Source organism: Corallococcus interemptor (genome assembly GCF_003668875.1).
Classification (GTDB): domain Bacteria; phylum Myxococcota; class Myxococcia; order Myxococcales; family Myxococcaceae; genus Corallococcus; species Corallococcus interemptor.
In genome coordinates this window covers 43309-65513 of record NZ_RAWM01000005.1, presented here as the reverse complement: position 1 = coordinate 65513, position 22205 = coordinate 43309, and the positions used below count along the sequence as shown (strand labels likewise).

23 protein-coding genes are annotated in these 22205 nt (G+C 71.0%); 9 read left to right on the top strand and 14 right to left on the bottom strand.

What is annotated here, in order from left to right:
* Positions 1 to 20 precede the first annotated feature (20 nt).
* Together D7X96_RS03180 and D7X96_RS03175 are read right to left on the bottom strand one after the other, a co-directional pair.
* Positions 21 to 1073: a hypothetical protein gene (locus D7X96_RS03180; protein ID WP_121768943.1), complete on the bottom strand. Its 1053-nt coding sequence runs from the start codon at positions 1071 to 1073 to the stop codon at positions 21 to 23.
* A gap of 96 nt (positions 1074 to 1169) precedes the next feature.
* Positions 1170 to 1970: a helix-turn-helix domain-containing protein gene (locus tag D7X96_RS03175; RefSeq protein ID WP_121768980.1), complete on the bottom strand. Its 801-nt coding sequence runs from the start codon at positions 1968 to 1970 to the stop codon at positions 1170 to 1172.
* 77 nt (positions 1971 to 2047) lie between these two features.
* Here D7X96_RS03175 and D7X96_RS03170 point away from each other — a divergent pair, with 77 nt between their 5' ends.
* Both D7X96_RS03170 and D7X96_RS03165 read left to right on the top strand, forming a co-directional pair.
* The gene (locus D7X96_RS03170) at positions 2048 to 2527 is read left to right on the top strand and encodes a DUF1772 domain-containing protein (RefSeq protein ID WP_121768942.1); all 480 of its coding nucleotides are present in this window, start codon (positions 2048 to 2050) and stop codon (positions 2525 to 2527) included.
* An 85-nt stretch (positions 2528 to 2612) separates the two neighbouring features.
* The gene (locus D7X96_RS03165) at positions 2613 to 4169 is read left to right on the top strand and encodes a putative metal-binding motif-containing protein (protein ID WP_147468211.1); all 1557 of its coding nucleotides are present in this window, start codon (positions 2613 to 2615) and stop codon (positions 4167 to 4169) included.
* A 1-nt stretch (position 4170) separates the two neighbouring features.
* On the opposite strand, the gene D7X96_RS03160 is transcribed toward D7X96_RS03165, so the two are convergent.
* Entirely contained in the window at positions 4171 to 4569 is a 399-nt protein-coding gene (locus tag D7X96_RS03160; RefSeq protein ID WP_120546868.1) for a DUF3224 domain-containing protein, read from the bottom strand.
* A 178-nt stretch (positions 4570 to 4747) separates the two neighbouring features.
* Here D7X96_RS03160 and D7X96_RS39835 point away from each other — a divergent pair, with 178 nt between their 5' ends.
* Positions 4748 to 4918 (top strand): hypothetical protein, encoded by a 171-nt coding sequence (locus D7X96_RS39835; protein WP_158616149.1) that lies wholly within the window; start codon positions 4748 to 4750, stop codon positions 4916 to 4918.
* Positions 4919 to 4924: 6 nt separating this feature from the next.
* Here D7X96_RS39835 and D7X96_RS03155 read toward each other — a convergent pair whose 3' ends face one another.
* On the bottom strand, positions 4925 to 5368 hold the full coding sequence (locus tag D7X96_RS03155) for a DUF4437 domain-containing protein (RefSeq protein ID WP_120546869.1): 444 nt from the start codon (positions 5366 to 5368) through the stop codon (positions 4925 to 4927).
* 104 nt (positions 5369 to 5472) lie between these two features.
* On the opposite strand from D7X96_RS03155, the gene D7X96_RS03150 reads away from it, so the two are divergent.
* The gene (locus D7X96_RS03150; protein ID WP_158616150.1) at positions 5473 to 6396 is read left to right on the top strand and encodes a LysR family transcriptional regulator; all 924 of its coding nucleotides are present in this window, start codon (positions 5473 to 5475) and stop codon (positions 6394 to 6396) included.
* A 6-nt stretch (positions 6397 to 6402) separates the two neighbouring features.
* Here the strand turns inward: D7X96_RS03150 and D7X96_RS03145 are convergent, their stop codons facing one another.
* From D7X96_RS03145 to D7X96_RS03120, 6 genes are all read right to left on the bottom strand, one after another.
* Complete coding sequence (locus D7X96_RS03145; RefSeq protein ID WP_120546871.1) at positions 6403 to 6906, bottom strand: nuclear transport factor 2 family protein; 504 nt, start codon at positions 6904 to 6906, stop codon at positions 6403 to 6405.
* Positions 6907 to 6984: 78 nt separating this feature from the next.
* Entirely contained in the window at positions 6985 to 7569 is a 585-nt protein-coding gene (locus D7X96_RS03140; RefSeq protein ID WP_120546872.1) for a hypothetical protein, read from the bottom strand.
* Between the two features lie 108 nt (positions 7570 to 7677).
* Entirely contained in the window at positions 7678 to 8436 is a 759-nt protein-coding gene (locus tag D7X96_RS03135) for an iron ABC transporter ATP-binding protein (protein ID WP_120546873.1), read from the bottom strand.
* Positions 8433 to 9404, bottom strand: a complete 972-nt coding sequence (locus tag D7X96_RS03130) for an iron chelate uptake ABC transporter family permease subunit (protein WP_121721822.1) — start codon at positions 9402 to 9404, stop codon at positions 8433 to 8435. Before D7X96_RS03130 ends, D7X96_RS03135 begins: the two co-directional genes overlap by 4 nt.
* Positions 9394 to 10446, bottom strand: coding sequence for an ABC transporter permease (locus D7X96_RS03125; RefSeq protein ID WP_121768940.1), 1053 nt, complete (start codon positions 10444 to 10446; stop codon positions 9394 to 9396). Before D7X96_RS03125 ends, D7X96_RS03130 begins: the two co-directional genes overlap by 11 nt.
* On the bottom strand, positions 10409 to 11380 hold the full coding sequence (locus D7X96_RS03120; protein ID WP_120546876.1) for a siderophore ABC transporter substrate-binding protein: 972 nt from the start codon (positions 11378 to 11380) through the stop codon (positions 10409 to 10411). The genes D7X96_RS03125 and D7X96_RS03120 overlap by 38 nt, the downstream gene beginning before the upstream one ends.
* Before the next feature lie 113 nt (positions 11381 to 11493).
* On the opposite strand from D7X96_RS03120, the gene D7X96_RS03115 reads away from it, so the two are divergent.
* Positions 11494 to 13083, top strand: coding sequence for a family 43 glycosylhydrolase (locus D7X96_RS03115; protein WP_121768939.1), 1590 nt, complete (start codon positions 11494 to 11496; stop codon positions 13081 to 13083).
* Between the two features lie 10 nt (positions 13084 to 13093).
* A complete protein-coding gene (locus D7X96_RS03110; protein WP_208647259.1) occupies positions 13094 to 13603 on the top strand; it encodes an SHOCT domain-containing protein in 510 nt (169 codons plus the stop codon).
* Positions 13604 to 13612: 9 nt separating this feature from the next.
* Here D7X96_RS03110 and D7X96_RS03105 read toward each other — a convergent pair whose 3' ends face one another.
* Complete coding sequence (locus D7X96_RS03105) at positions 13613 to 13885, bottom strand: DUF2277 domain-containing protein (RefSeq protein ID WP_120546878.1); 273 nt, start codon at positions 13883 to 13885, stop codon at positions 13613 to 13615.
* Positions 13886 to 14029: 144 nt separating this feature from the next.
* Between D7X96_RS03105 and D7X96_RS03100 the strand changes: the two genes are divergently transcribed.
* From D7X96_RS03100 to D7X96_RS03090, 3 genes are all read left to right on the top strand, one after another.
* Positions 14030 to 14452, top strand: coding sequence for a hypothetical protein (locus D7X96_RS03100; RefSeq protein ID WP_120546879.1), 423 nt, complete (start codon positions 14030 to 14032; stop codon positions 14450 to 14452).
* Between the two features lie 106 nt (positions 14453 to 14558).
* The gene (locus D7X96_RS03095) at positions 14559 to 15752 is read left to right on the top strand and encodes an LLM class flavin-dependent oxidoreductase (protein WP_121721820.1); all 1194 of its coding nucleotides are present in this window, start codon (positions 14559 to 14561) and stop codon (positions 15750 to 15752) included.
* Between the two features lie 91 nt (positions 15753 to 15843).
* On the top strand, positions 15844 to 16890 hold the full coding sequence (locus D7X96_RS03090) for a ferrichrome ABC transporter substrate-binding protein (protein ID WP_167510790.1): 1047 nt from the start codon (positions 15844 to 15846) through the stop codon (positions 16888 to 16890).
* Between the two features lies 1 nt (position 16891).
* Here the strand turns inward: D7X96_RS03090 and D7X96_RS03085 are convergent, their stop codons facing one another.
* From D7X96_RS03085 to D7X96_RS41380, 3 genes are all read right to left on the bottom strand, one after another.
* Positions 16892 to 18196: an outer membrane protein assembly factor BamB family protein gene (locus D7X96_RS03085; protein WP_121768937.1), complete on the bottom strand. Its 1305-nt coding sequence runs from the start codon at positions 18194 to 18196 to the stop codon at positions 16892 to 16894.
* 111 nt (positions 18197 to 18307) lie between these two features.
* Positions 18308 to 19465, bottom strand: a complete 1158-nt coding sequence (locus D7X96_RS03080) for a trypsin-like serine protease (RefSeq protein WP_233609407.1) — start codon at positions 19463 to 19465, stop codon at positions 18308 to 18310.
* Positions 19466 to 19561: 96 nt separating this feature from the next.
* A complete protein-coding gene (locus tag D7X96_RS41380) occupies positions 19562 to 22195 on the bottom strand; it encodes a winged helix-turn-helix domain-containing protein (RefSeq protein ID WP_147442650.1) in 2634 nt (877 codons plus the stop codon).
* Positions 22196 to 22205 lie beyond the last annotated feature (10 nt).

The following is a 22205-nucleotide window of genomic DNA, read 5'->3' as shown; positions in this document are numbered from 1 at the left end:
CCGGGCAGCGGGCGTGTTCTTCAATCCGCCGCCACGTACAGCTCGCCGTTCTGCCCGATGGCGCCCGGGGACAGGGACCAGCCCGGGTGCTCCGGCATGAGGTAGAGCGTGCGCTTTCCCTCTGGCGTGCGCGCGGCCCCGATGAGCAGGAACCGGCGTGTGCGCTTCGCTCCGGCGACCGTCAGCACGTCGTGCTTCACGCTCCAGGTGCCCTGGTCGTCCTCGGAGCCGAACCGCATCGCGCCCACCTGGCCGGACGCACCCGCGTACTTGTATTGGAAGGCGTGGCCGGGGCTGAAGGTGTACTCGGCGCTGTAGGAGACCGCCGTCATGGTGGTGCTCCCGGTAAGGGTGTTGACCCACTGGGCGCTGGTGCTGCTGCCGTAGATGAAGTGGCCCACCACCTCCGGGTCGTCCACCAGCGGCAGCCCCACGGGGCTCCCGCGCACGCCCTTCAGCGCTTCCTCCACGCGGGCGTAGGACGTGTTCCAGGAGAACGAAGCCGACATGGCCTCGCCCAGGCCTCCGGGCGTCATGAAGCTCTGGATGAACACCAGCGGCTCCAGGCGGTCTTGCGCCTCCACCAGGTAGAGGCTCACGCGGAAGGTCCGGTCGTTGTTCTTCGCGCGCACCACCGCCGCGGTGAAGAAGGCGCGGGCCCCGTTGGCCATGAAGCGCCGCATCACCAGCGGGTTCGGCTTCACGTCGTTCCAGTCCGCGCCCACGCGCTCCTGCCACATCCGCGCGAGCTTGCCCTCGGCGTCGTCGAGCCCGGGCACGGCCGGCAGCCGGAGCGCCTCGACGCCCAGGGTGTCGCCCCGCTCGTCCCACTCCAGGATGAAGCGCCCGTCCGCCTGGGTCTTCCAGCCCTGGGGCGCGTCGAAGGCGAAGCCGCCGGGCTCACCGGGGTCGCCGCGTCCCCGGGGCACCGCGCCCGGAGCCCCCGGCGTGGCGCTGTCGTCTCCGGCGAAGAGCCCCAGGGCCATGAGCCCCAGGGCGCCGGTGCAGCAGAGCGCGCAGGCGCCTCCGGCCGCGAGGAGGATCCAGACGAAGGGACTCTTGGGACGGGCCATGCCGCTTCTACGCGCTCCGGGCCGGATCTTCCCTCCCATCCCCCTGAAACAGCACGGCGGCCCTCTCCGGGCTGGAGGGTGGCCTCGGGCCTTGATTCAGTCGTGGGTGCGAAGGCTTGCGCGCCGGAGCACCGCGGGCGTGAGCCCCGTCACCCGGCGGAACACCGTGGTGAAGTGACTCTGGGAGCTGAAGCCGACTTCGAGCGCGATGTCTCCGAGGGAGCGGGTCGTGTGGCTCAACAGCTCCCGCGCCCGCTCCACCCTCCGCTGCTGCACGTAGGCATGTGGGGTCATGCTCATGGACTGGCGGAAGGCGCGGGTGAAGTAGAACACGCTCAGGCCCGCGCGCCGGGCCAGCTCGCCCACGTTTATCTTCCGCGCGAGGTGCGCTTCGACGAAGAGCCGCACGCGGTGGAGCGCGGCGGCGGAGAGGCCCCCACGCCGGCGTGCCGCCCGGGTGCCTCCGGGCTCCTGGAGCAGCTTCGCCACGCGGGCGGCGTGGCGGTCCTGGGACTTGCGTGCCTCGCCCAGGAAGCGGGCAATGACCTTCAGCTCCGCGTCCGTCAGGGGTGACATCAGCTGGAGGCCATCCGCCTGGACGGGACCCCAGAGCGTCTCAATCCATTCGCGTGCGTGCGCGGTGAGCGCGAGCCTCCTGCTGCTTCCCGAGCCCTCGCGCTGGACGTAGCCCGCGAGCTCCAGCCGCTCCACGTCGGCGTCTTTCGCGACGGCGCTCAGGGGCGTGGGGCCTCCGAAGTGCAGCTGAGCCAGACACGTCAGCTCCGCGCGGCCGAGCGCGAGCACCTGCCCCACGGCGGAGTCGAACTCCACGGAGGCCTCCTGGAAGCGGACGATGTCGGTGCCAATCTGGGCGAGGAGGGCGTGCCGGGGGCTCATGGAGAACACCGCAGGATTGCGAAAAACAGCACAAGGGCGCGAAAGAAGTTCGCGGGCCCGGGACGCATGCTGGCGCCATGATGAACCTGAAGGAAACCCTGTTGTGGCTCTTCGTGCTCAACCTGGGCGTCTCGTTCGGCGCCGGGCTCTATGAACACCGCGTCTCATTCCCCCGGTGGCTGGACGTCACGGGCGCGCACTGGTCCGCGGAGGCCGCGCGGCAGGACGACGTGGGGCGGCGCTTCTGGGGATTCGTCAGCACCGGGCCGTTGACGCTGCTCACGCTGGCCAGCCTGTACTTCGCCACGCGGGCCACGGGGCCGCTGCGGACATGGTGGCTCGCGGCCGCGCTCATGGCGCTCGTGGATCGGCTGCTGACCTTTTCGTACTTCATCCCGACAATGATCCGGCTGATGCAATCACCCGACGTGCCCGCGACCGTGGAGACCGCGACACGGTGGGTCCGGATGAACCACTTTCGTCATGGTTTGGTCATGGGAGCGTGGCTCGCGGGTCTTCAAGCCCTGTCATGGGTCCGGGTGAAGGCTGGCGCTTGACCTGCGCGGCGTTGATATGGATTAGGATTCATCCGGGGGCGGATCCCATTGCAGGTCCGCCAAAGAGGGGATGATGGGAGTGCGGATGCGAAGCGCAAGGCGTTGGGCGGTGGTGCTGGCGGTGGGAAGTGGGGTGCTGGGGGGATGCGAGGATTCGGATCCGCCTGTGGATCCGCTCCCGGACTCCGGGAGCGTGGACTCGGGGACTCCGGATGCTGGTGGCGCGCAAGGCGATGACGGCGGCACGCAGGTGGAGGTGGATGCCGGCACCGACGCGGGCTCCCTGGGGGAGCCGCTGCCCTGTGAGAAGACGCAAGGCGTCTGTTCTGGAGCCCGGCGCGCCCTGGTGGATGGGGCCTACGAGCCGGTGTGCACCGCGCTCTCGTATGGCGCGGACTACGAGGCCTCGGAGACGCGCTGCGATGGTCTGGACAATGATTGCGACGGCGTGACGGATCCGCCGCCGTCCTGGTCACAGGTCGCGTCGCTGGGATGGCCTCCGCACGCAGGCCGGATCAGCAGCCTCCGGGTGACGGAGGGTGTCCTGGCGGTGGTCTTCGACCGGGAGGTGGTGGCCCGTGTCATCCAGATGGACACCGCGATGACGCCGCTGGGCACCACGGAGATTCCGGTGGAGGTCCAGGATGACGTCCTCGCGCTGGACACGGTGAGCACCCGGCTGCTGCGCACGTCCCAGGGGCCGGCGCTGTACTACTCATCCGCGGGACCCAATGGCGACCACACCCGGGGCCACCTCATCCTGCTGGATGAGCAGGGACACCGGGTGCCCCGCGAGGGCGAGCCCGAGGGGGGGGCGCTTCTCTTCGACCAGACCGTGGGCGACAGGGCCACCGCGGCGGCCGTGTCGGCGGATGGAACCCGGATCTTCTCGGCCTGGAGGAACAGCTCCTCGTTCGTCTCCGGGGGCCGTGAGGTGCGGGGCGCGCTCACGGAGCTGAACGGCCAGTCCGTGGTGGCTCCTCGGGTCCTGATGCAGGCAATCGCCAAGGACACGGTGCTCTACGGCGTGGACGTGATGGGGCTGCGTGACGGTGGCTTCGTGGTCCTGGCCCAGGAGATCAAGGACGGCGCGGTCGAGGGACTGCTGCGGCTCCAGCGCTTCGACGCCGGCCTGCAACCCGTGGGCGATGAGCGGACGTTCCCCTCCGAGGCGAATCCGGAGACCCGGCTCGTGGACCTGGGCGCGGCGGCGGGCGACGCCCTGGCGTCTCCAGCCATCGTGCTGCGTGGCATCCAGGCCGGTCAGCGCGTGCTGACGGTCCTGGGGAACCTCTTTGGCGAGGTGAGCAATCGCACCCTGGCCACGACGACCCCCATGGAAGCCTCCTGGGCCGGGACCGCGGTGACGTCTCGTGGCCTTGAGGCCGCGTGGCTCTCCGTCTCCAGGAACTCGCAAGAGAGCGATCCCCTCTTCTCGTGGCGCGGCCGGTTCTGGGCCCTGGGGAAGGAGGGCGTCCCGGCGGACCTGACCCCTGGACCCGAGTACCTGCCCCTGCACCGGTACGCGCAGTGGGTCCAGTTGCAGGAGCTTCCGGAGCGTTGGATGGGGGCGCTGGTGATGACGTCCACCAAGAGCCCCCTGTCCCACACGCTCCAGGCGGTCCGCTACTGCGCTCCCTGAATCAGGGCAGGGTGTACTGGAAGTCGTAGGAGTGCTTCCCGCCCGGCGCGATGTCGATGGTCATCGAACCGGCGAGCCCCGTCAGCTCGCCGGTTCCGGAGTCCGGCACCACGGAGATGACCAGGTGGGGCGCACCGCGCGTCATCACGCCGAAGTGCTGGAGCGCGAAGGTGCCGCTCCGCCCGTCCAGCGTGCCGCTGACGCGCTCCATGGCCACGTACCCCGCGGACCCCTCCACCGGCGTCCGCACCGCGAGCATCTGCCCCTGGCTCGTGGCGTCCAACGCACCGTGAAAGCGCTTGTCGAGCATCATCCGGCCCGGGGCCGCCTCCACCGCACCGGCCTCTGGCGCCATGGGGGTGAGCTTGACGTCGAAAGGACCACTCGCGCGCTTCGTCATGGGTGTCTGCTCCCTTGCCTGGTTCCCGGACCCATACGCCAGGAGCCCCGGCCTGGATTGCAAAAACGCGTCACTCCGGATCCAAGCCTGCCCGCCCGTGCTCCGTCCTGGAGGGATGGCAAGCCTCCGGGGCGTGATGCATCTTCCGGGGACAGCCACCCGGACAGGAGCCCCGCCGATGTTCCAGCCTCAGAAGGAGACCACCTCGAAGAAGCACCGCGGTGGCTTCATCCAAGAGACGAAGAACTTCCAGAAGATCCGCAAGCCCACCCAGGTGACGGGCAAGCGCATTGGCGGGGCGCTGCGGGCGGAGTTCGCCCGGCAGCAGAAGCGCCGCGACTCGCGCTGAAGCGCGTCACTTCGCCTTGGCGGGCGCGAAGTCGAAGGGCTTGTCCTGGGCGATGAGCAGCACGCACTCGGCGTCCGGCGAGCACTGGTTGCGGTGCACCACCTTGCCGGGCTGGTCCCACGTGCTGCCCGCCTCCACGGCGCCCGCCGCGACGGCGCCCTCGCTGGTGTTCGTCATGCGGCCCTTCACCAGCACGCCGTGGTAGCCGGCGGAGTGGGTGTGCGGCCCGGAGTCGAACCCGGCGGGGAACTTCATCAGCAGGGCGTACGGCCCCTTCTTCATGTCACCCCAGAGGACGTGCACGGACGGGCCTCCGGGCATCATCTCCGTCCAGCCGAGCTTGTCATAGGCGGTCTGCTGGAAGGCCGCGGCCTCCTTGCCCCTGGCGGCGGCGAAGGTGAACGCGGAGACGACGGCGACGGCGGCGACGAGCTTGGGCAGGGTCTTCACGGGAACGGCTCCTGGGGTTGGAAGGAAACGCCCGGGAGGATGGCGTCGAGCAGGGTCTGCGAAAATGCCCGTTTCCGCAGACCGCCTCTGCGAGAATGCAGACCATGCCCGAATGGAGTGACCTGCGGCACTTCCTGGCCATCGCGAGGGAGGGCAACCTCTCCGCGGCGGCGCGGCGGTTGAAGGTGGACCAGACCACGGTGGGCCGGCGCCTGGCCGTGCTGGAGAAGGAGCTGGGGGCGCGCCTCTTCGACCGGACACCCACGGGCCTGAAGCCCACGGCGGTGGCGCTGCGCATCCGGCCGGCCGCGGAGGCGGTGGAGACGGAGGCGCTGCGGGTGGAGCGGCTCGCCAGCGGCGAGGACCTGCGCCCCTCCGGCCCGGTGACGGTCACCGCGACGGACTCCTTCCTGGTCCACAACGTGCTGCCCCGGCTGGCCGCGTTCCAGGAGCGCCATCCGGAAATCGAGTTGCAGCTGCTCTCCGGTTACGAAGCCCTGTCGCTCGCGCGGCGCGAGGCCGACGTGGCCATCCGGCTCGTGCGCCCGCAGGAGGCGTCGCTGCGGGCCCGGAAGGTGGCTGCCATTGGTGTCGTGCCCTTCGCGTCCAAGGCGTACCTGGCCCGCCGGGGGCCGGTGCGCTTCGACACGGGGCTGCAGGGGCACGCGGTGGTGGGCTACGCGCAGGACTCGCGGCGCTGGCCGGAGTCGAAGTGGCTGGACGTGCACGCGGCGAGGGCCACCGTGGCGCTGCGGCTGACGTCCATCCTGGGGCTGCTCCAGGCCGCGCGCGAGGGCCTGGGCGTGGCGCTGCTGCCGGCGTTCTTCGGCCACCTGCACCCGGAGCTCGTCCCGCTGCGTGACGCGCTGCCGGAGCTGGAGCGGACCGTGTGGCTGGTGTTCCACGAGGACCTGGCCCACAACGCGCGGGTGCGCGCGGTGGTGGACTTCCTGGCGGAGACCATCAGGGCGCAGGCGGAGGCGCTCGCGAAGCCCCCCGCCCGGTCCCGGAAGAAACGCGCGCGGTGACCTGGGTCAGGGCGTGCCGAGCCGCTTGCCCCGGGCGAACTCCAGGCCCAGCAGGTTGCCCCGGTGGTGGATGGGATCCAGCGTGACCTTCTGGATGCGCCACCCCTCCGCGGCCGTCTTCACGACTTCGTGGGTGTAGCGCCCCACCAGGGTCCACTCCTGGGGGTAGCCGTCCATGTTGAAGAAATGGGACACCTCCGCGTAGGCGTGCACCGTGGCGTGCGTGGGGCTGGTGAACTCCGTGCGCACGGTGTTGGCCGTGGAGTGCTGCACGCGGGTGAAGCACTCCAGCGCCTTGTTGCCGAACTGCGCCAGCACGGCGCGCGGCGCGGTGGACGGCGGCACCCCCATGAAGCGGGAGTAGTCCGACGTCACCTCGGGGGCGAAGACCCGCTCCCACCGGGTCCAGTCGCCCGTGTCCTTGCCGTGGTCGATGGCCTGCCCGTACTCGGCCACCAGCTCCTGCACGGCAATCCAATCCAGCATGTACTCCAGGCTCTTCTCACGCACCCGTGTCTGCCTTTCGTCAAGGAGGAGGGCGCAGGCTTTCACCCTCCGCGGAGGCAGATCAAACTCGGGCTGCCCGGCTCACGGCTCCGAGACGATGACGGCGAAGCCCTTGGGCGTGCTGGAGGTATCCACCACGTGCGCGGAGGCCGTCGCCGTCCACACCACCTCCACCGTGCCGGGCGCGGCGCCGGGCTGCAGCTCGAGGTTCAGCTTCGGGGCCCACTCGCAGCGCGTTCCCAGCGTGCAGTCACGGCCGAGGTAGTTGTGGACCTGGAACGTCACCGGCTGCCCCGCCACCAGCACGCCGCTCGCTTCCGGACCGGTGAACTCCGAGTCGCCCTCGGACAGCGTGGCGCGGACCCAGGGTCTGGCGGCCTGCTCGGGGTTCGTGGGCGTCCACGTGGCCGACACCAGCACCGTCACCTCCGCCTCGACGAGCTTGTCGGGCGACTTCGTGGCCGTAGCCGCCACCACGAACGGCACCTTGGCCCTGGGCGCATCGGGGGTGAGCTGGACCGCCCGGCCCGTGTAGGGCTCGGAGGTCAGGTCCTCGGACGTGGCCTGCGACGTGGCGATGGCGCTGACGCCCGCGACCAGGAGGGCCAGCCGGGAGGCCCAGTGACGCAGGCGGAGGTTCGGAGCGGATTCGGGGTGGTGGGTCATGGTGCCCGGGCCTTCAGCAAGCCGGATGCCACGACTTCACAGAGGGAAACATTCCCGGGACGCACCGGCGGTCAACGCCAGTCATGACACGTGTGTCACATCCCGGGCTCAGCGGTAGTGGACGGCGATGCGCTTGCCTTCAACCAGGTGGATGCCGATGTCCATGCCATAGATGTCGCGCAGCACGTCGGGGCGCATCAGCTCATCCGGCGTCCCCTGGAAGGCGACCCTCCCGCCGCGCATGGCGATGACGTGGTCGGAGTAGCAGGAGGCGTAGTTGAGGTCGTGCAGCACCAGCACCACGCACCTGCCCAGCGTGTCCGCCGCGCGCCGCAGTTCCTTCATCATGGCCACGGCGTGCTTCATGTCCAGGCTGTTGAGGGGTTCGTCCAGGAGCACGTAGTGCGTGTCCTGGCACAGCACCATGGCCACGAAGGCGCGCTGGCGCTGGCCACCGGACAGCTCGTCCAGGAAGCGGTGGGCGATGGGCTCCAGGCCCAGGTGGTGGAGCGCGCCCTCCACGAAGGCGCGGTCCTCCACCGTGGGGCGGCCCTTCGAGTGCGGGTAGCGGCCGAACGTCACCAGGTCGCGCACGGTGAGCCGCGACGTGACGGCGTTGTCCTGCCGCAGGATGGCCAGCCTGCGCGCCAGCGCGTCGCCGGGTGTGCGGGCCACGTCCATGCCGTCCACCAGCACCGTGCCGGAGGACAGGGGCAGCAGCCGGCTCACCATGGACAGCAGGGTGGACTTGCCGGCGCCGTTGGGCCCGATGATGGACGTCACGCCGCGCTCCGGCAGCTTCAGCGTGACGTCGTCCACCACCAGGGTGTCGCCGTAGCGGCGGGACACGTTCCGGGCTTCGATCATCGCAGCGCGCCTCGCATCAGCAGGGAGATGAACATCAGGCCGCCCCAAAACTCGATGATGACGCGCAGGTTGGCGCCGAAGGAGAAGACGCGCTCCAGCACCAGCTGACCGCCCAGGAGGCCAATCACCGCGAGGCAGACCGCCGCGGGCAGCACGTGGACGTGCCGGTGCGAGCGCACCAGCCCATGCGCCAGGTTCGCCACCAGGAGCCCGAAGAAGGTGACCGGCCCCACCAGCGCCGTGGACACCGACACCAGCACGGCCACCACCGCCAACAGGCGCGACACCGTGCGCCGGTGGTCCACGCCCAGGTTGATGGCCACGTCGCGGCCCAGGTTCAGCACGTCGCAGGCGTGAAGCAGGCGCAAGCCCAGCACGGACGCGCCCGCGGTCATCACCGCGGAGACGAGGAGCAGGTCCGGGTCGGGGTTGTTGAAGCTGGCGAAGAAGCGGTCCTGCAGGAAGTCGAACTCGCCCGGCGCGATGAGGCGCTGGAGGAAGCTGGACAGGCTGCGGAACAGCACGCCCAGCACCACGCCCGTGAGCAGGAGCAGGTGGACGCTGCGCCGGCCGCCCTCGAAGAGCCAGCGGTGCAGCACGGCGGAGAAGCACACCATCACGGCGACCTCCACCGTGAAGAGCAGCCGGGTGTCCAGGCTGGCCATGGTGCGCGAGCCCAGGAAGAAGAGCAGGCCGGACTGCAGGAGCAGGTAGAGCGTGTCGAAGCCCATGATGGCGGGCGTCAGGACGCGGTTCTCCACCACGGTCTGGAACAGCACCGTGGAGACGGCGATGGCGTAGCCCACCAGCAGCACCGTGGCGGCCTTGCGCGCGCGGAAGGGCAGCACGAAGTCCCACCTGCCGCCCGCGTCCACGGTCATGAACACCCCCACGCAGAACGCGGCCAGGCCTCCCAACAGGAGCAGCCGGCGCTCATGGCCCTCCAGTCGCAGCGCGCTAGCCGACACGGTCGTTCCTCCGCAAGAGCAGGTGCAGGAAGACGAGGCTGCCCACCACGCCCGCCACGGTGCCCACCGGAATCTCATAGGGCTGGCGCACCACCCGCCCGACGATGTCGCACAGGAGCACGAAGCCCGCGCCCAGCACCGCCACCCACGGGATGGAGCGGCGCGCGTTGTCGCCCACCATGAGGCTGACGACGTTGGGCACCACCAGCCCGATGAAGGGAATCATCCCCACGGTGGCCACCACCACCGCGGTGACCATGGCGACGATGGCCAGCCCCAGCGCCACGATGCGCGGGTGGCTCAGGCCCAGGTTGGTGGTGAAGGCCTCGCCCATGCCGGCGACGGTGAAGCGGTCCGCGACGACGTAGGCGACGACCGTCAGCACGAACGCGCCCCAGAGCAGTTCGTACCGGCCGCGCAGCACGCTGGAGAAGTCGCCCGTGGTCCAGGCCATCAGCGACTGGAGCAGGGAGAAGCGGTAGGCGAAGAACGTCGTCGCCGCGTCGAAGATGGCCCCCAGCACCAGCCCCACCACGGGCACCACGAGCGCCGAGCGCAGGGGGATGCGCCGGAGGATGAGCAGGAACAGCGCGGTGCCCGCCATGGCGAAGCCCGCCGCCACCGCCGTCCGGGCGAGGATGGGGAGGCCGGGGGCGAGGAGGGTGACGGCCAGCAGGCCCAGGCTCGCGGACTCCGCCGTGCCCGCGGTGAAGGGCTCCACGAAGCGGTTGCGCGCGAGCATCTGCATGATGAGGCCCGCGACGGACAGGGACATGCCCGCCAGCACCAGGGCCAGCGTGCGCGGCACGCGGCTGATGACCAGCACCTGCACGGCGCGCTGGTGCTCCGACGGCGCGAGCAGCGCGTCCCACGACACGTGGCTCACGCCAATCAGGAGGCTCGTGCCCGCGAGCCCCAGCACCGCGAGGCCGGCCAGCACGAGCAGCGGCAGCGGGCCTCCCTTCGCGGGCCGGGCCACGGACTCGCTTCGCGCGAAGGCGGCCTCAGGGAGCGGGGGGCTGTCGGGGCTTCGCGTAGACATCGGAGAGCTGCTCCATCAGGCGCCGCAGGGACTGGATGCCGCCGCCGATGAGGTAGGTGTTCGCGGGCTCCAGGTACACGACCTGCCCCTGCTTCCAGGCCGCCGTCTGGTGCACCAGCTCGTTGTCCAGGAGCCGCTGCGCGCCGCCACCCTCGCCAATGGCCGCGTCCCGGTCGATGACGAACAGCCAGTCCGGGTGGGTCTCCAGGATGAACTCCGAGCCCACGGCCTCTCCGTGCAGTGACGCCTTGAGCGACGGGGCCGCGGGCGGGATGCCGAACGCGTCGTGCAGCACGCCGAAGCGCGAGCCCGGGCCATACGCGCTCATCCGTCCGCCGGACGTCAGCACGATGAGCCCCTTGCCCCGGCTGGCGGTGGTGCCCTTCAGCGTCGCGATGCCCTGGTGCAGCGCCTCCACCTGGGCGCGCGCTTGCTCCTCCTTGCCGAAGACGGTGGCCAGCCGCCAGGTGTTGGCCACCACGGTGTCCAGGAAGTGCGCGTCGTCCGTGACCTGGTCGATGGTGGGCACCATGGCGGACAGCTTCGAGTACCGGGCGCTGGAGCGGCCGCCGGTGATGACCAGGTCGGGCCGGGCGGCGTGGAGGGCTTCGTAGTCGGGCTCGAAGAGCGTCCCGAAGCGCGGGTACTTCTTCGCGTCCGCGTACTTCGCCAGCTGGCCGGGGAAGTAATCACCCGCCACGCCCTGCACGTCCACGCCCAGCGCGTCCAGCGTGTCCAGCGCCGCCAGGTCGAACACCACGACCTGCTTCGGGTGCTCCACCACCACGGTGCTGCCCTGCGCGTGCGGGATGCTCCGGCCCGCCGCCGCGCTGGCTTCAGGGACGGGCGCGGGGGCCGGGGCGCGCGAGGCCCGCCAGCCGAAGAGCGCGATGACCGCGACGCCGATGGGGATTGCAATGAAATTGATTTTCATTATCGAAGTCGGCGATATACCGGATGGTCGCCGGGCCGTCAAAACCCATCGGCCTTGCGTGGTCCGGGTCTTCCTTGGAAGCTTGAAATTCAAGACTTCCATGGAGAGGCCTCATGAAGCCCGTCCGAGCCGTGCTGCTGCTGTCGTTCCTCACCCTGGCCCTGTCGGGGACCGCCCGCGCGCAGGACAACTCGCGCACGCTGCTGATGCAGTGGCTGGCGGATCCGGACGTCTACAAGGAGCACGACGACCTGTTCTTCCTCACCGGCACGGGCAACGGGGTGGTGCTGCCGCTGTATGAGTCCAACGACCTGACGGCGTTCCGCTTCAAGCGTGACTACAACCCGTCCGCGGCGGACCCGGCCTACGACTACTGCTTCCTGTGGGCGCCGGACCTGAGCAAGGTGGGCAGCGTCTACCAGCTCCACTTCTCCGGCCACCGCGTGCCCAACGGCGCGGCGTGTCCTCCGGCTGGCCAGGAGGTGACGACGTTCGTGGCCACGGCGCCGGATTTGAACCTCAACTTCGGCGCGCCCCAGCCCATCAACGCGAACACGACGTGGCCGCGCACCACCACTGGCACGGCGTGCCTGCCGCAGGGGTGCAACCGGAACATCCGCATCGACTCGGCGACGTTCAACGACGGCGTGGACCGCTGGCTGTTCTATGTGTGGTTCCAGAACGGCAACAACATCTCGTCGTTCAAGCTGGCCGCGCCCGGCACCGTCTACAACCACGCGGGCCCGGCGGTGTTCGCGACGCCTTCCTACGAGGAGGGCATCAACGAGGCGCCGGAGCTCTTCAAGCGTGACGGGCGCTACTACATGGTGTTCAGCGGCGGTTGGTACAACAGCCAGTACGCCATGTATTACGTGATGGCGGACACCGTCCCGGAGCTCACGCGGGCGCGGGCGGTGCGGCGGCTGTCCCTGCCGTTGAAGAACTCCGCGGGCCGGCTGGTGCAGTCCCACGGCCACAACGTCATCGTCGAGCGGCGGGGGGAGTACTTCAACGTCTTCCACCAGGGGGCCTTCGACAGCGCGGGCAACCTCACGTCGCGCAGCACGTACAAGCAGCGCGTGGCGTTCAAGCCGGACGGGGCGATGACGTCACTCAACCAGGTGAGCGTGCGCTGGAACCGGCTGGCGGGGTACAGCTACTCATTGGACGTCGTGTTGAAGAATGGCTCGGTGGTGGGGCCGTGCACGTCCGTGACGCTGCTGGGGCAGGCCAACAAGACGGTGTTCGACGGCGTGTGCCGCAGCGCGGGGGACCGCGTGGTGACGAAGGGGGAGATCGCCGCGTTCCGCATCTTCTATTCCAACAACAACGTCTGGGGCCCGTTCGTGGAGAAGGCCTATGACGGCATCTCCGACGACGTGACGCTGGAGCTGCCCGGCGGCGTCACGCCCTTCGTGGACCTGGAGTGGAGCGAGGAGGAGACGACGGCACAGTACTCCATCGACGTGCAGCGGCGGGACACGGGCGCGTGGATTGGCCCGTGCATTGGCGTGGGCGCCGTGAACAAGAGCCTGGCCTGGACCTACCAGGGGCGCTGCGACACGCCGGGCATCAACGTGCCCCTCTCCAACATCCAGGCCTTCCGCATCTGCTCCGCGGTGAATGGCGACTGGGCCCATGCCCGCTGCGGCGCCGCCGCGTATGACGGGCGGGCCATGCACTCGCGCATCAACATCCCGTAGGCTGAACCCCATGTTCGACGCCATCACCTCCGACCCTCCGCTCCTGGTCCTCCTCCTTGTCGTGGTGGGGGGGCTGGCCTGGGCGTTCGGGCCGAAGGGGGGGCTGCTGGGGCTGTTGGGCGCCGGGCTGGATCGCGCGGAGTTGAAGAACGGAAGGGCCGGGGAGGCCACGGTGCTGGAGGTTCGGGACACCGCGATCCGCATCAACAAGCGTCCCGTCCTCCAGCTGCTGCTGGAGGTTCACATCCCCGGCCGTGCTCCCTATCAGGCGCGGGTGAGCAAGCGGCTGCCGCCTCATTCGAGCACGGCCACCTGGGGGCCAGGGCTTCGGGTCCAGGTGATGGTGGACCCGATGCAGCCCCAGCGCGTCGTCATCACCGGCTTCGCGATGACCGCTCCGCCAGCGCCTCCGGCCGACCCCGTCCGGGCGATGGAGGACCTGAAGCGCATGGCCGATGCCGGCCTCATCACCGAACACGAGTTCGAGGCGAAGAAGGCGGAGATACTCGGCCGCTTGTAGCGGCGGCCGTCAGCGCGGGGCGAAGCGCTTCGCGGAGCGCAGCTTCGCCTTCATGGCCTCCATGTCGCGGTTGCGCGGCGGGGACGTGGTCACCAGCGAGTCCACCAGCCGGCGCGCGGCCTCGGTGATGTCCTCGACGGCGCGGTTGAAGGCCTCCTCGTTCGCCTTCGACGGCGCGCTGGTGCCGCTCAGCTTCCGCACGAACTGCAGGGCCGCCGCCCGCACCTCCGCGTCCGACGCGGGAGGCTCGAAGTTGAACAGCGTCTTGATGCTCCGGCACATGGGCGGGTCCCTCTTCGTGAAGTACCCCGAGCGTACCGCGCCCCCGCCGCGCGCTGTTCCATTGCCGCGAGAACGTGACTTGGCTCCATGGGGCTGAAGTGGTTTTCTCCGGACTCCCCCCTTCTCTTGGAAAGGTTCCCCAAGATGCGCAAGCCCTTCGCCGTGGCCGTTTCCTTCTTCTCGTTCGCGATGCTCGCCTGTGGCGCAAGCCCGGCCCCGGAGCAGCAGACCCCCGCCCCCACGCAGCAGGAGCAGGGGCTCAACGCCGTGGGCCAGGGCTGTTTCGCGGACACCCAGTGCTCCTCGGGCCTGTGTTGGACGGAGGCGGACTCGTACCCCCTCTACAATCCGCAGTGGATCCGCGCGGACCAGTGCACCGAGGAGTGCGGCGGCCCGACCGACCACGCCTACTGCCAGCAGCTCGCGGCGGACTACAACGCGCCGTATCCCAACCAGGCCCGCTGCATCCCCGCGCGCGGCGTGTATGACAACTACCCGTACGACGACATCTTCTACGTCTGCGACCTCATCCCCGCCGGCCTGGGCAAGGTCCACTGGGCGAACTAGCCGCCTGTGACGCATGCCGTCCGGAGCACCGCGCTCCGGACGGCGTGGCGGCCCGTCACCGCATTTTGCTGTAAAGTCAGCATTCGCTGATTTCAGGGGGGACATCATGCGGCTCGATATTTTTTCGGAGATGCAGCACCCGAAGGAGCGGTGGAGCGGTCCGGACCACGAGCATCAGATCATCCAGGAGACGCTGGAGCAGGCGCGGCTGGCGGATGAGATGGGCTACGGCGTCTGGTGGCAGGTGGAGCATCACACCGCCGTGGAGTTCAGCTACAGCTCCGCGCCGGAGATCATGCTCACCGCCATCGCGCGGAGCACGAAGAACCTGCACGTGGGCCACTCGTCGGTGCTGGCGCCCACGCGCTTCAACCATCCCATCCGGGTGGCGGAGCGCGCGGCCTTCATCGACCACCTGAGCGGGGGCCGCTTCCAGCTGGGACTGGCGCGCAGCACCCTCCCGGAGTGGCGCACCTTCAACATCGAGCCCGACTCCACGCGCGGGCAGATGCAGCAGGCCTTCGAGCTGATTCCCAAGCTGTGGACGCAGGACAAGGTGTCCTGGGATGGGCCCGACCTCAAGCTCAAGGACGTCAGCGTCATCCCGAAGCCGTACCGCAAGCCGCACCCGCCGCTGTGGCAGGCGTGCTCCAGCCCCGCGTCGTTCGAACAGGCGGGGCGCAACGGCGTGGGCGCGCTGGGCGTGACGCTCTGGGCCTCTCCGGAGGAGGTGGCGGAGATGATCCACCTCTACCGTGAAGCGCTGCGCACGCGCTGCGAGCCGGTGGGCGAGTTCGTCAACGACCAGGTCGCCTTCTTCACCTTCGTGCACTGCGCGGACAGCGAGCGCGAGGCCATGGAGAACGGCGCCGCGAAGGCCGCCGCCTGGTACACCAGCGGGTCGTTCACCTTCTTCGAGGCGAAGGACGCCTTCGTGAAGACGGCCGCGGAGCTGGAGGTGCTGGCGAAGGACCCGGCGGGCGGAGGCCTGACGGGCCAGTACCTGCGCAAGAAGGACCCGAACGCGCCGCAGTCCCAGGCGCAGCGCCTGCTGGGCCGCATCATGGCCGGTGAGAACGTGCCGGATGAGCAGGTCTGGGAGGTGCTGAGCGCGCAGGACTCGCTCATCGTCGGGACCCAGGACCAGGTGCGCGCGGGGCTCAAGCGCTATCAGGCGCTGGGCATTGACGCGCTCATGTCGTTCCACCAGGTGGGCGCGCTGGCGCACGACAAGGTCCTCAAGAGCATCCGGCTCACGGGCGAACTCATTCCGGAGTTCAAGACACCGGCGGCGCCCTAGCGGGAACGAAGAGGGCAGGGGAGCGTGAGGAGCCAACACCCGCGCTCCGCGCCACTTCTCCCGCGCGGCGGGAGGGAGCAAGCTGAGCTTCGTGTCCCGCCGCAAACAGCTCTGGCTCCTGCTCGGAGTGTCCGGGCTCCTGCACGTGGCGCTCCTGGTGGCGCTGTCGCGGAGCCCGTCCGCTCGCGTGCCGCCTCCGGCGCCGCGGGCCGTCGAGCTGGAGATCGTCACCCGGGACGCACGCCCCACGCCCCCCGCGCCAGAAGAAGCGCCGCGCCCTCCGCGCAAGCCCTCCACGAGCACGCGGCGGAAGGACGCGCCGAAGAGGGACGAAGCGCCTGCCAGCGCCGAGGCCCCCGGGAAGCCGGCGCCGGAGCCCCTGGCGGAAGCACCCACGAAGAGCGAGTCACCTCCGGCCCGCGACGTCCCGCTCCAGCTGGAGCCTCCCGGGCTGCTGGGCGGTGGGCCCCTGACGGGGGAGCCTCCGTCGACGGGGCGGACGCTTCGCAACGTCCCCGGTTCGGAGCCGGACCCCAAGGCCCTGGCGGCCCGCGAGGCGGAGGAGGCGCGGCAGAAGGTGGATGGCTGGACCAAGGACGCGACCGCGTCCGCGCGGGCCTCGGGCGCCACGCCTCCCTACTTCGCGAAGCTGCGCCAGGGCTTCGCCGAGCGGCTGGTGGACCCGCCCCCTCCCAACAAGGACGTGGTCCTCGGCCGGCTGAAGCGTGAACAGCTGGAGGCCATCGAGCGGTTCGGCCGGACGGGCACGCCCTTCGCGCCCCAGGCGCGCGACGTCCGCGGTGAGACGTCCGACCGGCTGCGCGCGGCGGTGGAGGCCGGGCGCGCGGCGGACGTCTACATGATGGACGTCACGGCCCCCGTGCTCGCGCTCGTCGCCATCGTGGAGGTGCGGCAGGCGCGCGATGGCAGCCTCATCGACCTGCAGGTGCTGGAGGGCTCCGGGGATCCGAAGTTCGACCGCTGGGCGGTGTCCCAGCTGCGCGAGGCGCTGGCCAGCGCGGAGGCCCCCACCGGCGGCGGCGTGGGCATCCGCGAGGACGGGATGCGGACCCGCTGGCGGCTGGAGGAATACCTCGGCAACCCCCGCGTGCGGGTCCACCTCATCTCCATCTACTGATTCACTTCCCTCCCAGGCCAATGCCGCCGATGCGTTCACCCGTGGCGGCGTCCAGCGCGAGAAGGCTGCCCCAATCAGACACGTAGAGCCGGCCGTCCCGGGCCCAGAGGGTGGGCTGGACGGCGCTGGTCTGGGCCTCGGGCAGGGCCACGTCCCAGACGACGGCGCCGGTGCGCAGGTCGCGCCGGATGAGCTGCCGGCCGCCCTGGTCCAGCACGTAGATGACGTACACGGCGTCCTTCGTGAGCTCCCCCACCTCCGGCGAGAGGTCCCGCAGGAGGAGCGGATCCTTCTCCGACACGATGTCGTGCCACAGCGGCTTGCGGTTGCCCGGCTCGAACAGCGCCACCATGGGCACCGACGTCCCCGGGTACCGCATGCCCAGCGCCAGCGTGTAGCCGCCCGAGCGCAGGAGGTACCGGACGGTGAGGCCGCGGATGTCGGAGGGCGGGTCGCTGGAGCGCTCGCAGGTGGTGGGGTGCTCCAGCGGCCGGCTGACGTCGCACGACTTCATGCTCTCGGGCGGCGTGGCGCAGCCCTTCGGCGCCTGGGGCGCGGGCTCCGCCCTGGCCGTGCGCGTGTCGAAGAGCAGGTGCTGGTGGTCCTTCACCTCCACCCAGACGGACGTCGTGTCCCCGGGCGGGATGCACAGCCGGCGCGGTGAGTCCGTCAGGGGCGCGTGCCCCAGCCGCTTGCCGGTCGCCAGCTCCAGCAGGTTCAGCTTTCGCTGCTCGCTCATCACCAGCCGGCCGTTCTGGGCGATGACCTTCACGTAGCGCGAGGTGTCCGGCCCTTCCGCGGGCGCCGACTCCCAGAGCGTCTGGAACGTCCGGCCGTCGAACGCGGCGACGACCTGCCGGAAGCCGGTGCCTGCTTCGTGCTGGCTCACGTGGCCGATGAGGTCCTCCGTCCCATCGCCGTTGACGTCCGCGAACACGGGCGCGCCCTGCTCCACCCACTGGAAGGGCCCGCGCTTGGGACTGGGGGGCTCGGGCGGAGCTCCGGGGACGACCGGCGACGAGACGGGGCGGGGCCCGGGCACGTCCGGGCCTCCGGAGGCCCGGCTGAACACCGCGCCCATGACGCCCATCAGGACCATCACCGCGATGCCCGCGACCCTCATCACGACCTGCGGGTTCTTCTGGCCCGGCCGCGGGGCGCGCGGCCCGGGCTGGAGCGGCGGCGGGCCGTCCAGGTCGAAGGCGTGGCCGCAGTACCCGCAGTCGTAGTGCGTCTTCGCCACCTGGGGCGTGAAGGGCGCGTTGCAGTGGGGACAGCGCGAAGCTCTGGGGACGGGCCGGGCCATGACACCGGGTGTAGCACCCCACGCACGCGTGGTGGCTGAAACACGAAGGCCCCCTCCCTCCGCGAAGGGAGGAAGAGGGCCCTGCGCGCTGAAGACGGAATCAGGAGGCGACTACGGCACCGTGGCCTTCACGGCGACGCCCGAGTACGCGGAGTAGCCGCGCACGGAGACGTACCAGGTGCCGGCCGCGGGGGCGGTGATGGTGCAGGTCTCCGCGTTGCCGCTGAGGTACGGGCGGCAGTTGTACGCCGTCGTCGTGGGCTGCGAGCCCTGGCGCACGTAGAGGTCCGCGTCACCCGTGCCGCCGGACTGCTCCACCGTCAGGGTGGTGGCGCCCGCGGGGACGGTGATGGCGTAGTGCTTGAAGGTGCCGGAGGCGCCGGAGAGGTTGGTCTGGCTCAGCAGCGTCTGCGTCGGCTGCTGCACGGCGTTGACGGTGCTGTCGATCCAGCTGGCGAAGGACGACACGCGGCCGTACATGCCCGCGTACGCCGGATCCGCGCAGCCGTAGCCCCAGCTCACGATGCCCGCGAGCACGCGGGTGCTGCCCTTGAGGACGGTGAGGGGACCGCCGCTGTCACCCTGGCAGGAGTCCTTGCCCGAGGCCTTCGCGCCCAGCTGGTCCGCGGTGATGGTCTCCTGGCCCTGGTAGTCCGCCTGCGCGGCCGCGTTGCTGATGATGTTCACGTCCACCGTCTGGAGCGTGGTGGGCAGCGAGGACGAGCCGCTGGACAGCGTGCCCCAGCCCGTGACGCGCGCCACGGCGCCGACACCGCCCACGCCCGCCGCTTCATCCGCCGCAGTGACGATGGGGATGGCCTTCACGTTCGCGCCGCTCAGGTCCAGCGGCGAGGACAGCTTGAGGAGCGCCGCGTCCTTGCCGTAGTTGGCGTCCACGTAGCCCGGGTACACGACCACCTGGGACACGGTGCGGACCTGCCCGCCGGTGGTGGTGGTGCGGTTGGTGACGCCCGCGACGATGCGGCCCGGCTTGGAGATGGAGCCGCCCGAGTTCACGCAGTGCTGCGCGGTGAGGATCCAGTTCTCGTTGATGACGGAGCCGCCGCAGAAGTGGCTGCCGCCGCTGCTCTGCAGCGACACCTGCCAGGGGTTCGCGCCGATGGTGGTCGCGCTGCCACCGACGATCTCCTGGGTGGTGGCGGCGGGGGCCGGGGTCTCCGGCTGGGCCTGCTTCTCTTCCGTGGCCTGGGGACCGCAACCGACGACGAGCAGCGACACCGCGCTGGCGGCAGTCCAGCGACGCACCATCTGAGCCGAAATCATGTGAACCCCGGTTTTTGTGGGAAATGTGAGGCGCCGGGATTCTCGATTAAAGCGGAAGTGAATGTAAACACCTGTGACTGTCTACACCGCGATGAAGGTGAAGCCGGGGGGCACCTCCAGCCGGTAGCCGGGGTCCTCGAAGACCACGCGGCAGCCGGTGTCCTCCAGCATGTCTCGCACGTGGCTGACGTGGACGCGCAGCGCGTTGTCGTGCAGGCGCGGGTCGTAGTCCGCGTTCCACATGGCGCGCACGCAGTCCTCCTTCGACAGGACGTGTCCCGGCTGGCGGGCCAGGGCGTAGAGCAGCTTCCGGGGCAGGGCGCGCCGCTCCAGGGACACCGTCTTCCCTGGCGCGCGCAGCTCGTGCCCGCGGGCGTCCAGCACCACCGCTTCCGGCGCGGGGGCCTGCTTGGGCGCGGAGGCGAGGGGCCGGGTCAGCTCCGCCAGCAGCTCCGGGTCCAGCCCACCCTCGGACGCTTCGCGGGTGGCGTCCTCCAGGGACTGCAGGGACTCGCGGGCGCGGCCCGCGTGCCGGTGCAGCGTGGCGCGGGTCAGGTGCGCGAGCGTGCGCTCCAGCGCGAAGTCCCCGTCCTGGGGCAGCGGCTCCAGCGCGGTGAGCAGCGCGGTGGCGCGCGTCGCATCCGCGCTCCGGGCGGCGGCCAGGGCGGCCAGGACGCGCTGACGGGCGGCGATGCCGGGGCGTACCTCGCGCGGCTCCACCGTGACGGGCGCCGCGTCCGGGCCGGGCACGTCCAGCGTGCGCGCCACCCTCGCGGCCCGCATCAGCCCCACCACGCCGCGCGCGCGGACCTCCTCCTCCACCGCGTCCAGCTGGGCCCGGCCCTCCGCGCGCCGCCCCAGCTCCAGCAGCATCCGGCCCGTGCCCACGCGGCAGAGCAGCCGGACGAAGAGGTAGCCCGCCCGCTCCGCGCGGGCCTCCGTGTCCCGCAGCGCCTCCAGCGCCGCTCTCCGCTGTCCCCGCTCTCCACGCACCCACGCCGCGATGCAGTCCAGCTCCAGCGCGAGGCGGGGCGCGCCCAGCTGGCCCAGGCGCTCCCGGGCGCTGGCGAGCGCGGCGTCGGCTTCCGTGAAGCGGCCCAGCCGGCTGAGGATGCCCGCGGACATGGCCGCGACCAGGGGGCCGCGCGAGTCGAGCGGCGCGTCCTCCAGCAAGGACACACACTGGGCCAGGGGCTCCGCCAGCTCGCTGTCGCGGCCTTCAATCCACAGCATCAGCGCGCGGGCGTAGGCGCACCAGCCCAGCACGCGCCGGTCCCCGGTCGCGGCGGCGGCGTTGTCCAGCATGGCCAGGGACTCGTCGAGCCGCCCCTGGAAGAAGCGCAGCGCGGTCCAGGCCAGCAGCTGCTGGAGGAAGACCTCCGCGCTGCTGGGCACCGGCATGGCCTCCAGCGTGCGCTCGCAGGCCTCCGGCTCCAGCGCGAAGAGGGCCACCCGCACCAGCACCGCGCCCACGCCCTCGCGCAGGGACTCGTTCGACTCCGGCCGTGGAGAGCCGGCGGCGGCCTCCAGGGACGCGCGCAGGGCCAAAAGCTCCGGGTAGGCCCGGCGCAGGTCGAGCAGCCGCACCCGCGCGCGCGCGTGGGCCAGCCGCACCTGGGGCGTGCGCAGCGCGGCGGGCAGCGAGTCCAGGAGGTTCAGGAGCTCGTCCGCGGCGCCGTGCCGCACCAGGCTCTCCGCCTGCGCGACGATGAAGTCCGCGCGCGCCTCGTGCCGGCCCAGCGCCTGGAGGTGGCGGCACACCGCGCGCACCCGGACCACGGCGGGCAGGGGCTCGCGCTCCCAGACCTCCAGCAGCGCTTCGTGGGCGGCGCGCGCCTCGTCCGGTGACACCAGGGACACCATCGCCTCGCGCACCAGGTCGTGCACGCCGTACCGGCCCCGCGCGTCCGTCTCCACCAGCAGCTTCGCGCCCAGCTGGCGCAGCGCCTCCGCGGCCGCGCCCGCGGGCAGCAGCGGCTCCAGCGCGCTCGCGGTGAGCGGCAGGTGGCTCAGGGCCAGCACCGCGGCCAGCTGGCGTTCATCCGGAGGCAGCGCCGCGAGGGCCGCGCGCACCGGCTCGTCCCCGCCCGTGTCGCCCGCGTGGGCGCGGCGCAGCAGGAAGGGCAGCCCGCGTGAGCGGCCCCAGGCCTCGTCGAAGCCGTCGCGCTCGCCGTAGAGCGCGTCCAGCTCCCGCCACAGCTCCCGGGCGGCCTCCTCCGTCAGGCCCTCCAGCCGCAGCTCCACCCGGTCCGGGCTCGCCGCGTGCCGGGGCACGGATTCGCGGGACGTGGCCAGCAGCGTGCCCTGCCTCAGCCGGCCTCCCAGGTCCTCCACCAGCGCCGCGCGCTCGCGGGGCCCGAGCACGTGCAGGTCGTCCACCACGCACAGGGCGCGGCGTGCCTCCAGCTCACCCGCCAGCGCCTCCAGCCGCGACGCGTCCGACAGCGCCTGCGCCACCGGCGCGTCGCTCAAGAGGCGGCGCACGTCGTCCACCACCGTGTCCAGCGTGTCCCCGGGACGCACGCGCCGGTGCACGACGGGCCCCCGGTGCTTCGCGGCCACCGCGGCCACCAGCGCGGACTTGCCCGCGCCCGGCAGCCCGTAGACGACGCCCGTGCGCACGCGCCTCAGCAGGTCCCCCAGGCGCCGGACCTCCTGGGCGCGGCCTACGAAGACAACCGGCGGTCCCAGTCCCGGAGCGGATGGCGTGTGCATGGCGTGCGCC

Coding starts and splice junctions, on each gene's coding strand:
- D7X96_RS41380 (WP_147442650.1), bottom strand. CDS start 22,195: ATGCACACGCCATCCGCTCCGGGACTGGGACCGCCGGTTGTCTTCGTA.
- D7X96_RS03080 (WP_233609407.1), bottom strand. CDS start 19,465: ATGGTGCGTCGCTGGACTGCCGCCAGCGCGGTGTCGCTGCTCGTCGTC.
- D7X96_RS03085 (WP_121768937.1), bottom strand. CDS start 18,196: ATGGCCCGGCCCGTCCCCAGAGCTTCGCGCTGTCCCCACTGCAACGCG.
- D7X96_RS03120 (WP_120546876.1), bottom strand. CDS start 11,380: ATGAAAATCAATTTCATTGCAATCCCCATCGGCGTCGCGGTCATCGCG.
- D7X96_RS39835 (WP_158616149.1), top strand. CDS start 4,748: ATGTTCCAGCCTCAGAAGGAGACCACCTCGAAGAAGCACCGCGGTGGC.
- D7X96_RS03150 (WP_158616150.1), top strand. CDS start 5,473: ATGCCCGAATGGAGTGACCTGCGGCACTTCCTGGCCATCGCGAGGGAG.
- D7X96_RS03165 (WP_147468211.1), top strand. CDS start 2,613: ATGCGAAGCGCAAGGCGTTGGGCGGTGGTGCTGGCGGTGGGAAGTGGG.
- D7X96_RS03175 (WP_121768980.1), bottom strand. CDS start 1,970: ATGAGCCCCCGGCACGCCCTCCTCGCCCAGATTGGCACCGACATCGTC.
- D7X96_RS03180 (WP_121768943.1), bottom strand. CDS start 1,073: ATGGCCCGTCCCAAGAGTCCCTTCGTCTGGATCCTCCTCGCGGCCGGA.
- D7X96_RS03125 (WP_121768940.1), bottom strand. CDS start 10,446: ATGTCTACGCGAAGCCCCGACAGCCCCCCGCTCCCTGAGGCCGCCTTC.
- D7X96_RS03135 (WP_120546873.1), bottom strand. CDS start 8,436: ATGATCGAAGCCCGGAACGTGTCCCGCCGCTACGGCGACACCCTGGTG.
- D7X96_RS03105 (WP_120546878.1), bottom strand. CDS start 13,885: ATGTGCCGGAGCATCAAGACGCTGTTCAACTTCGAGCCTCCCGCGTCG.
- D7X96_RS03110 (WP_208647259.1), top strand. CDS start 13,094: ATGTTCGACGCCATCACCTCCGACCCTCCGCTCCTGGTCCTCCTCCTT.
- D7X96_RS03100 (WP_120546879.1), top strand. CDS start 14,030: ATGCGCAAGCCCTTCGCCGTGGCCGTTTCCTTCTTCTCGTTCGCGATG.
- D7X96_RS03115 (WP_121768939.1), top strand. CDS start 11,494: ATGAAGCCCGTCCGAGCCGTGCTGCTGCTGTCGTTCCTCACCCTGGCC.
- D7X96_RS03140 (WP_120546872.1), bottom strand. CDS start 7,569: ATGACCCACCACCCCGAATCCGCTCCGAACCTCCGCCTGCGTCACTGG.
- D7X96_RS03095 (WP_121721820.1), top strand. CDS start 14,559: ATGCGGCTCGATATTTTTTCGGAGATGCAGCACCCGAAGGAGCGGTGG.
- D7X96_RS03170 (WP_121768942.1), top strand. CDS start 2,048: ATGATGAACCTGAAGGAAACCCTGTTGTGGCTCTTCGTGCTCAACCTG.
- D7X96_RS03160 (WP_120546868.1), bottom strand. CDS start 4,569: ATGACGAAGCGCGCGAGTGGTCCTTTCGACGTCAAGCTCACCCCCATG.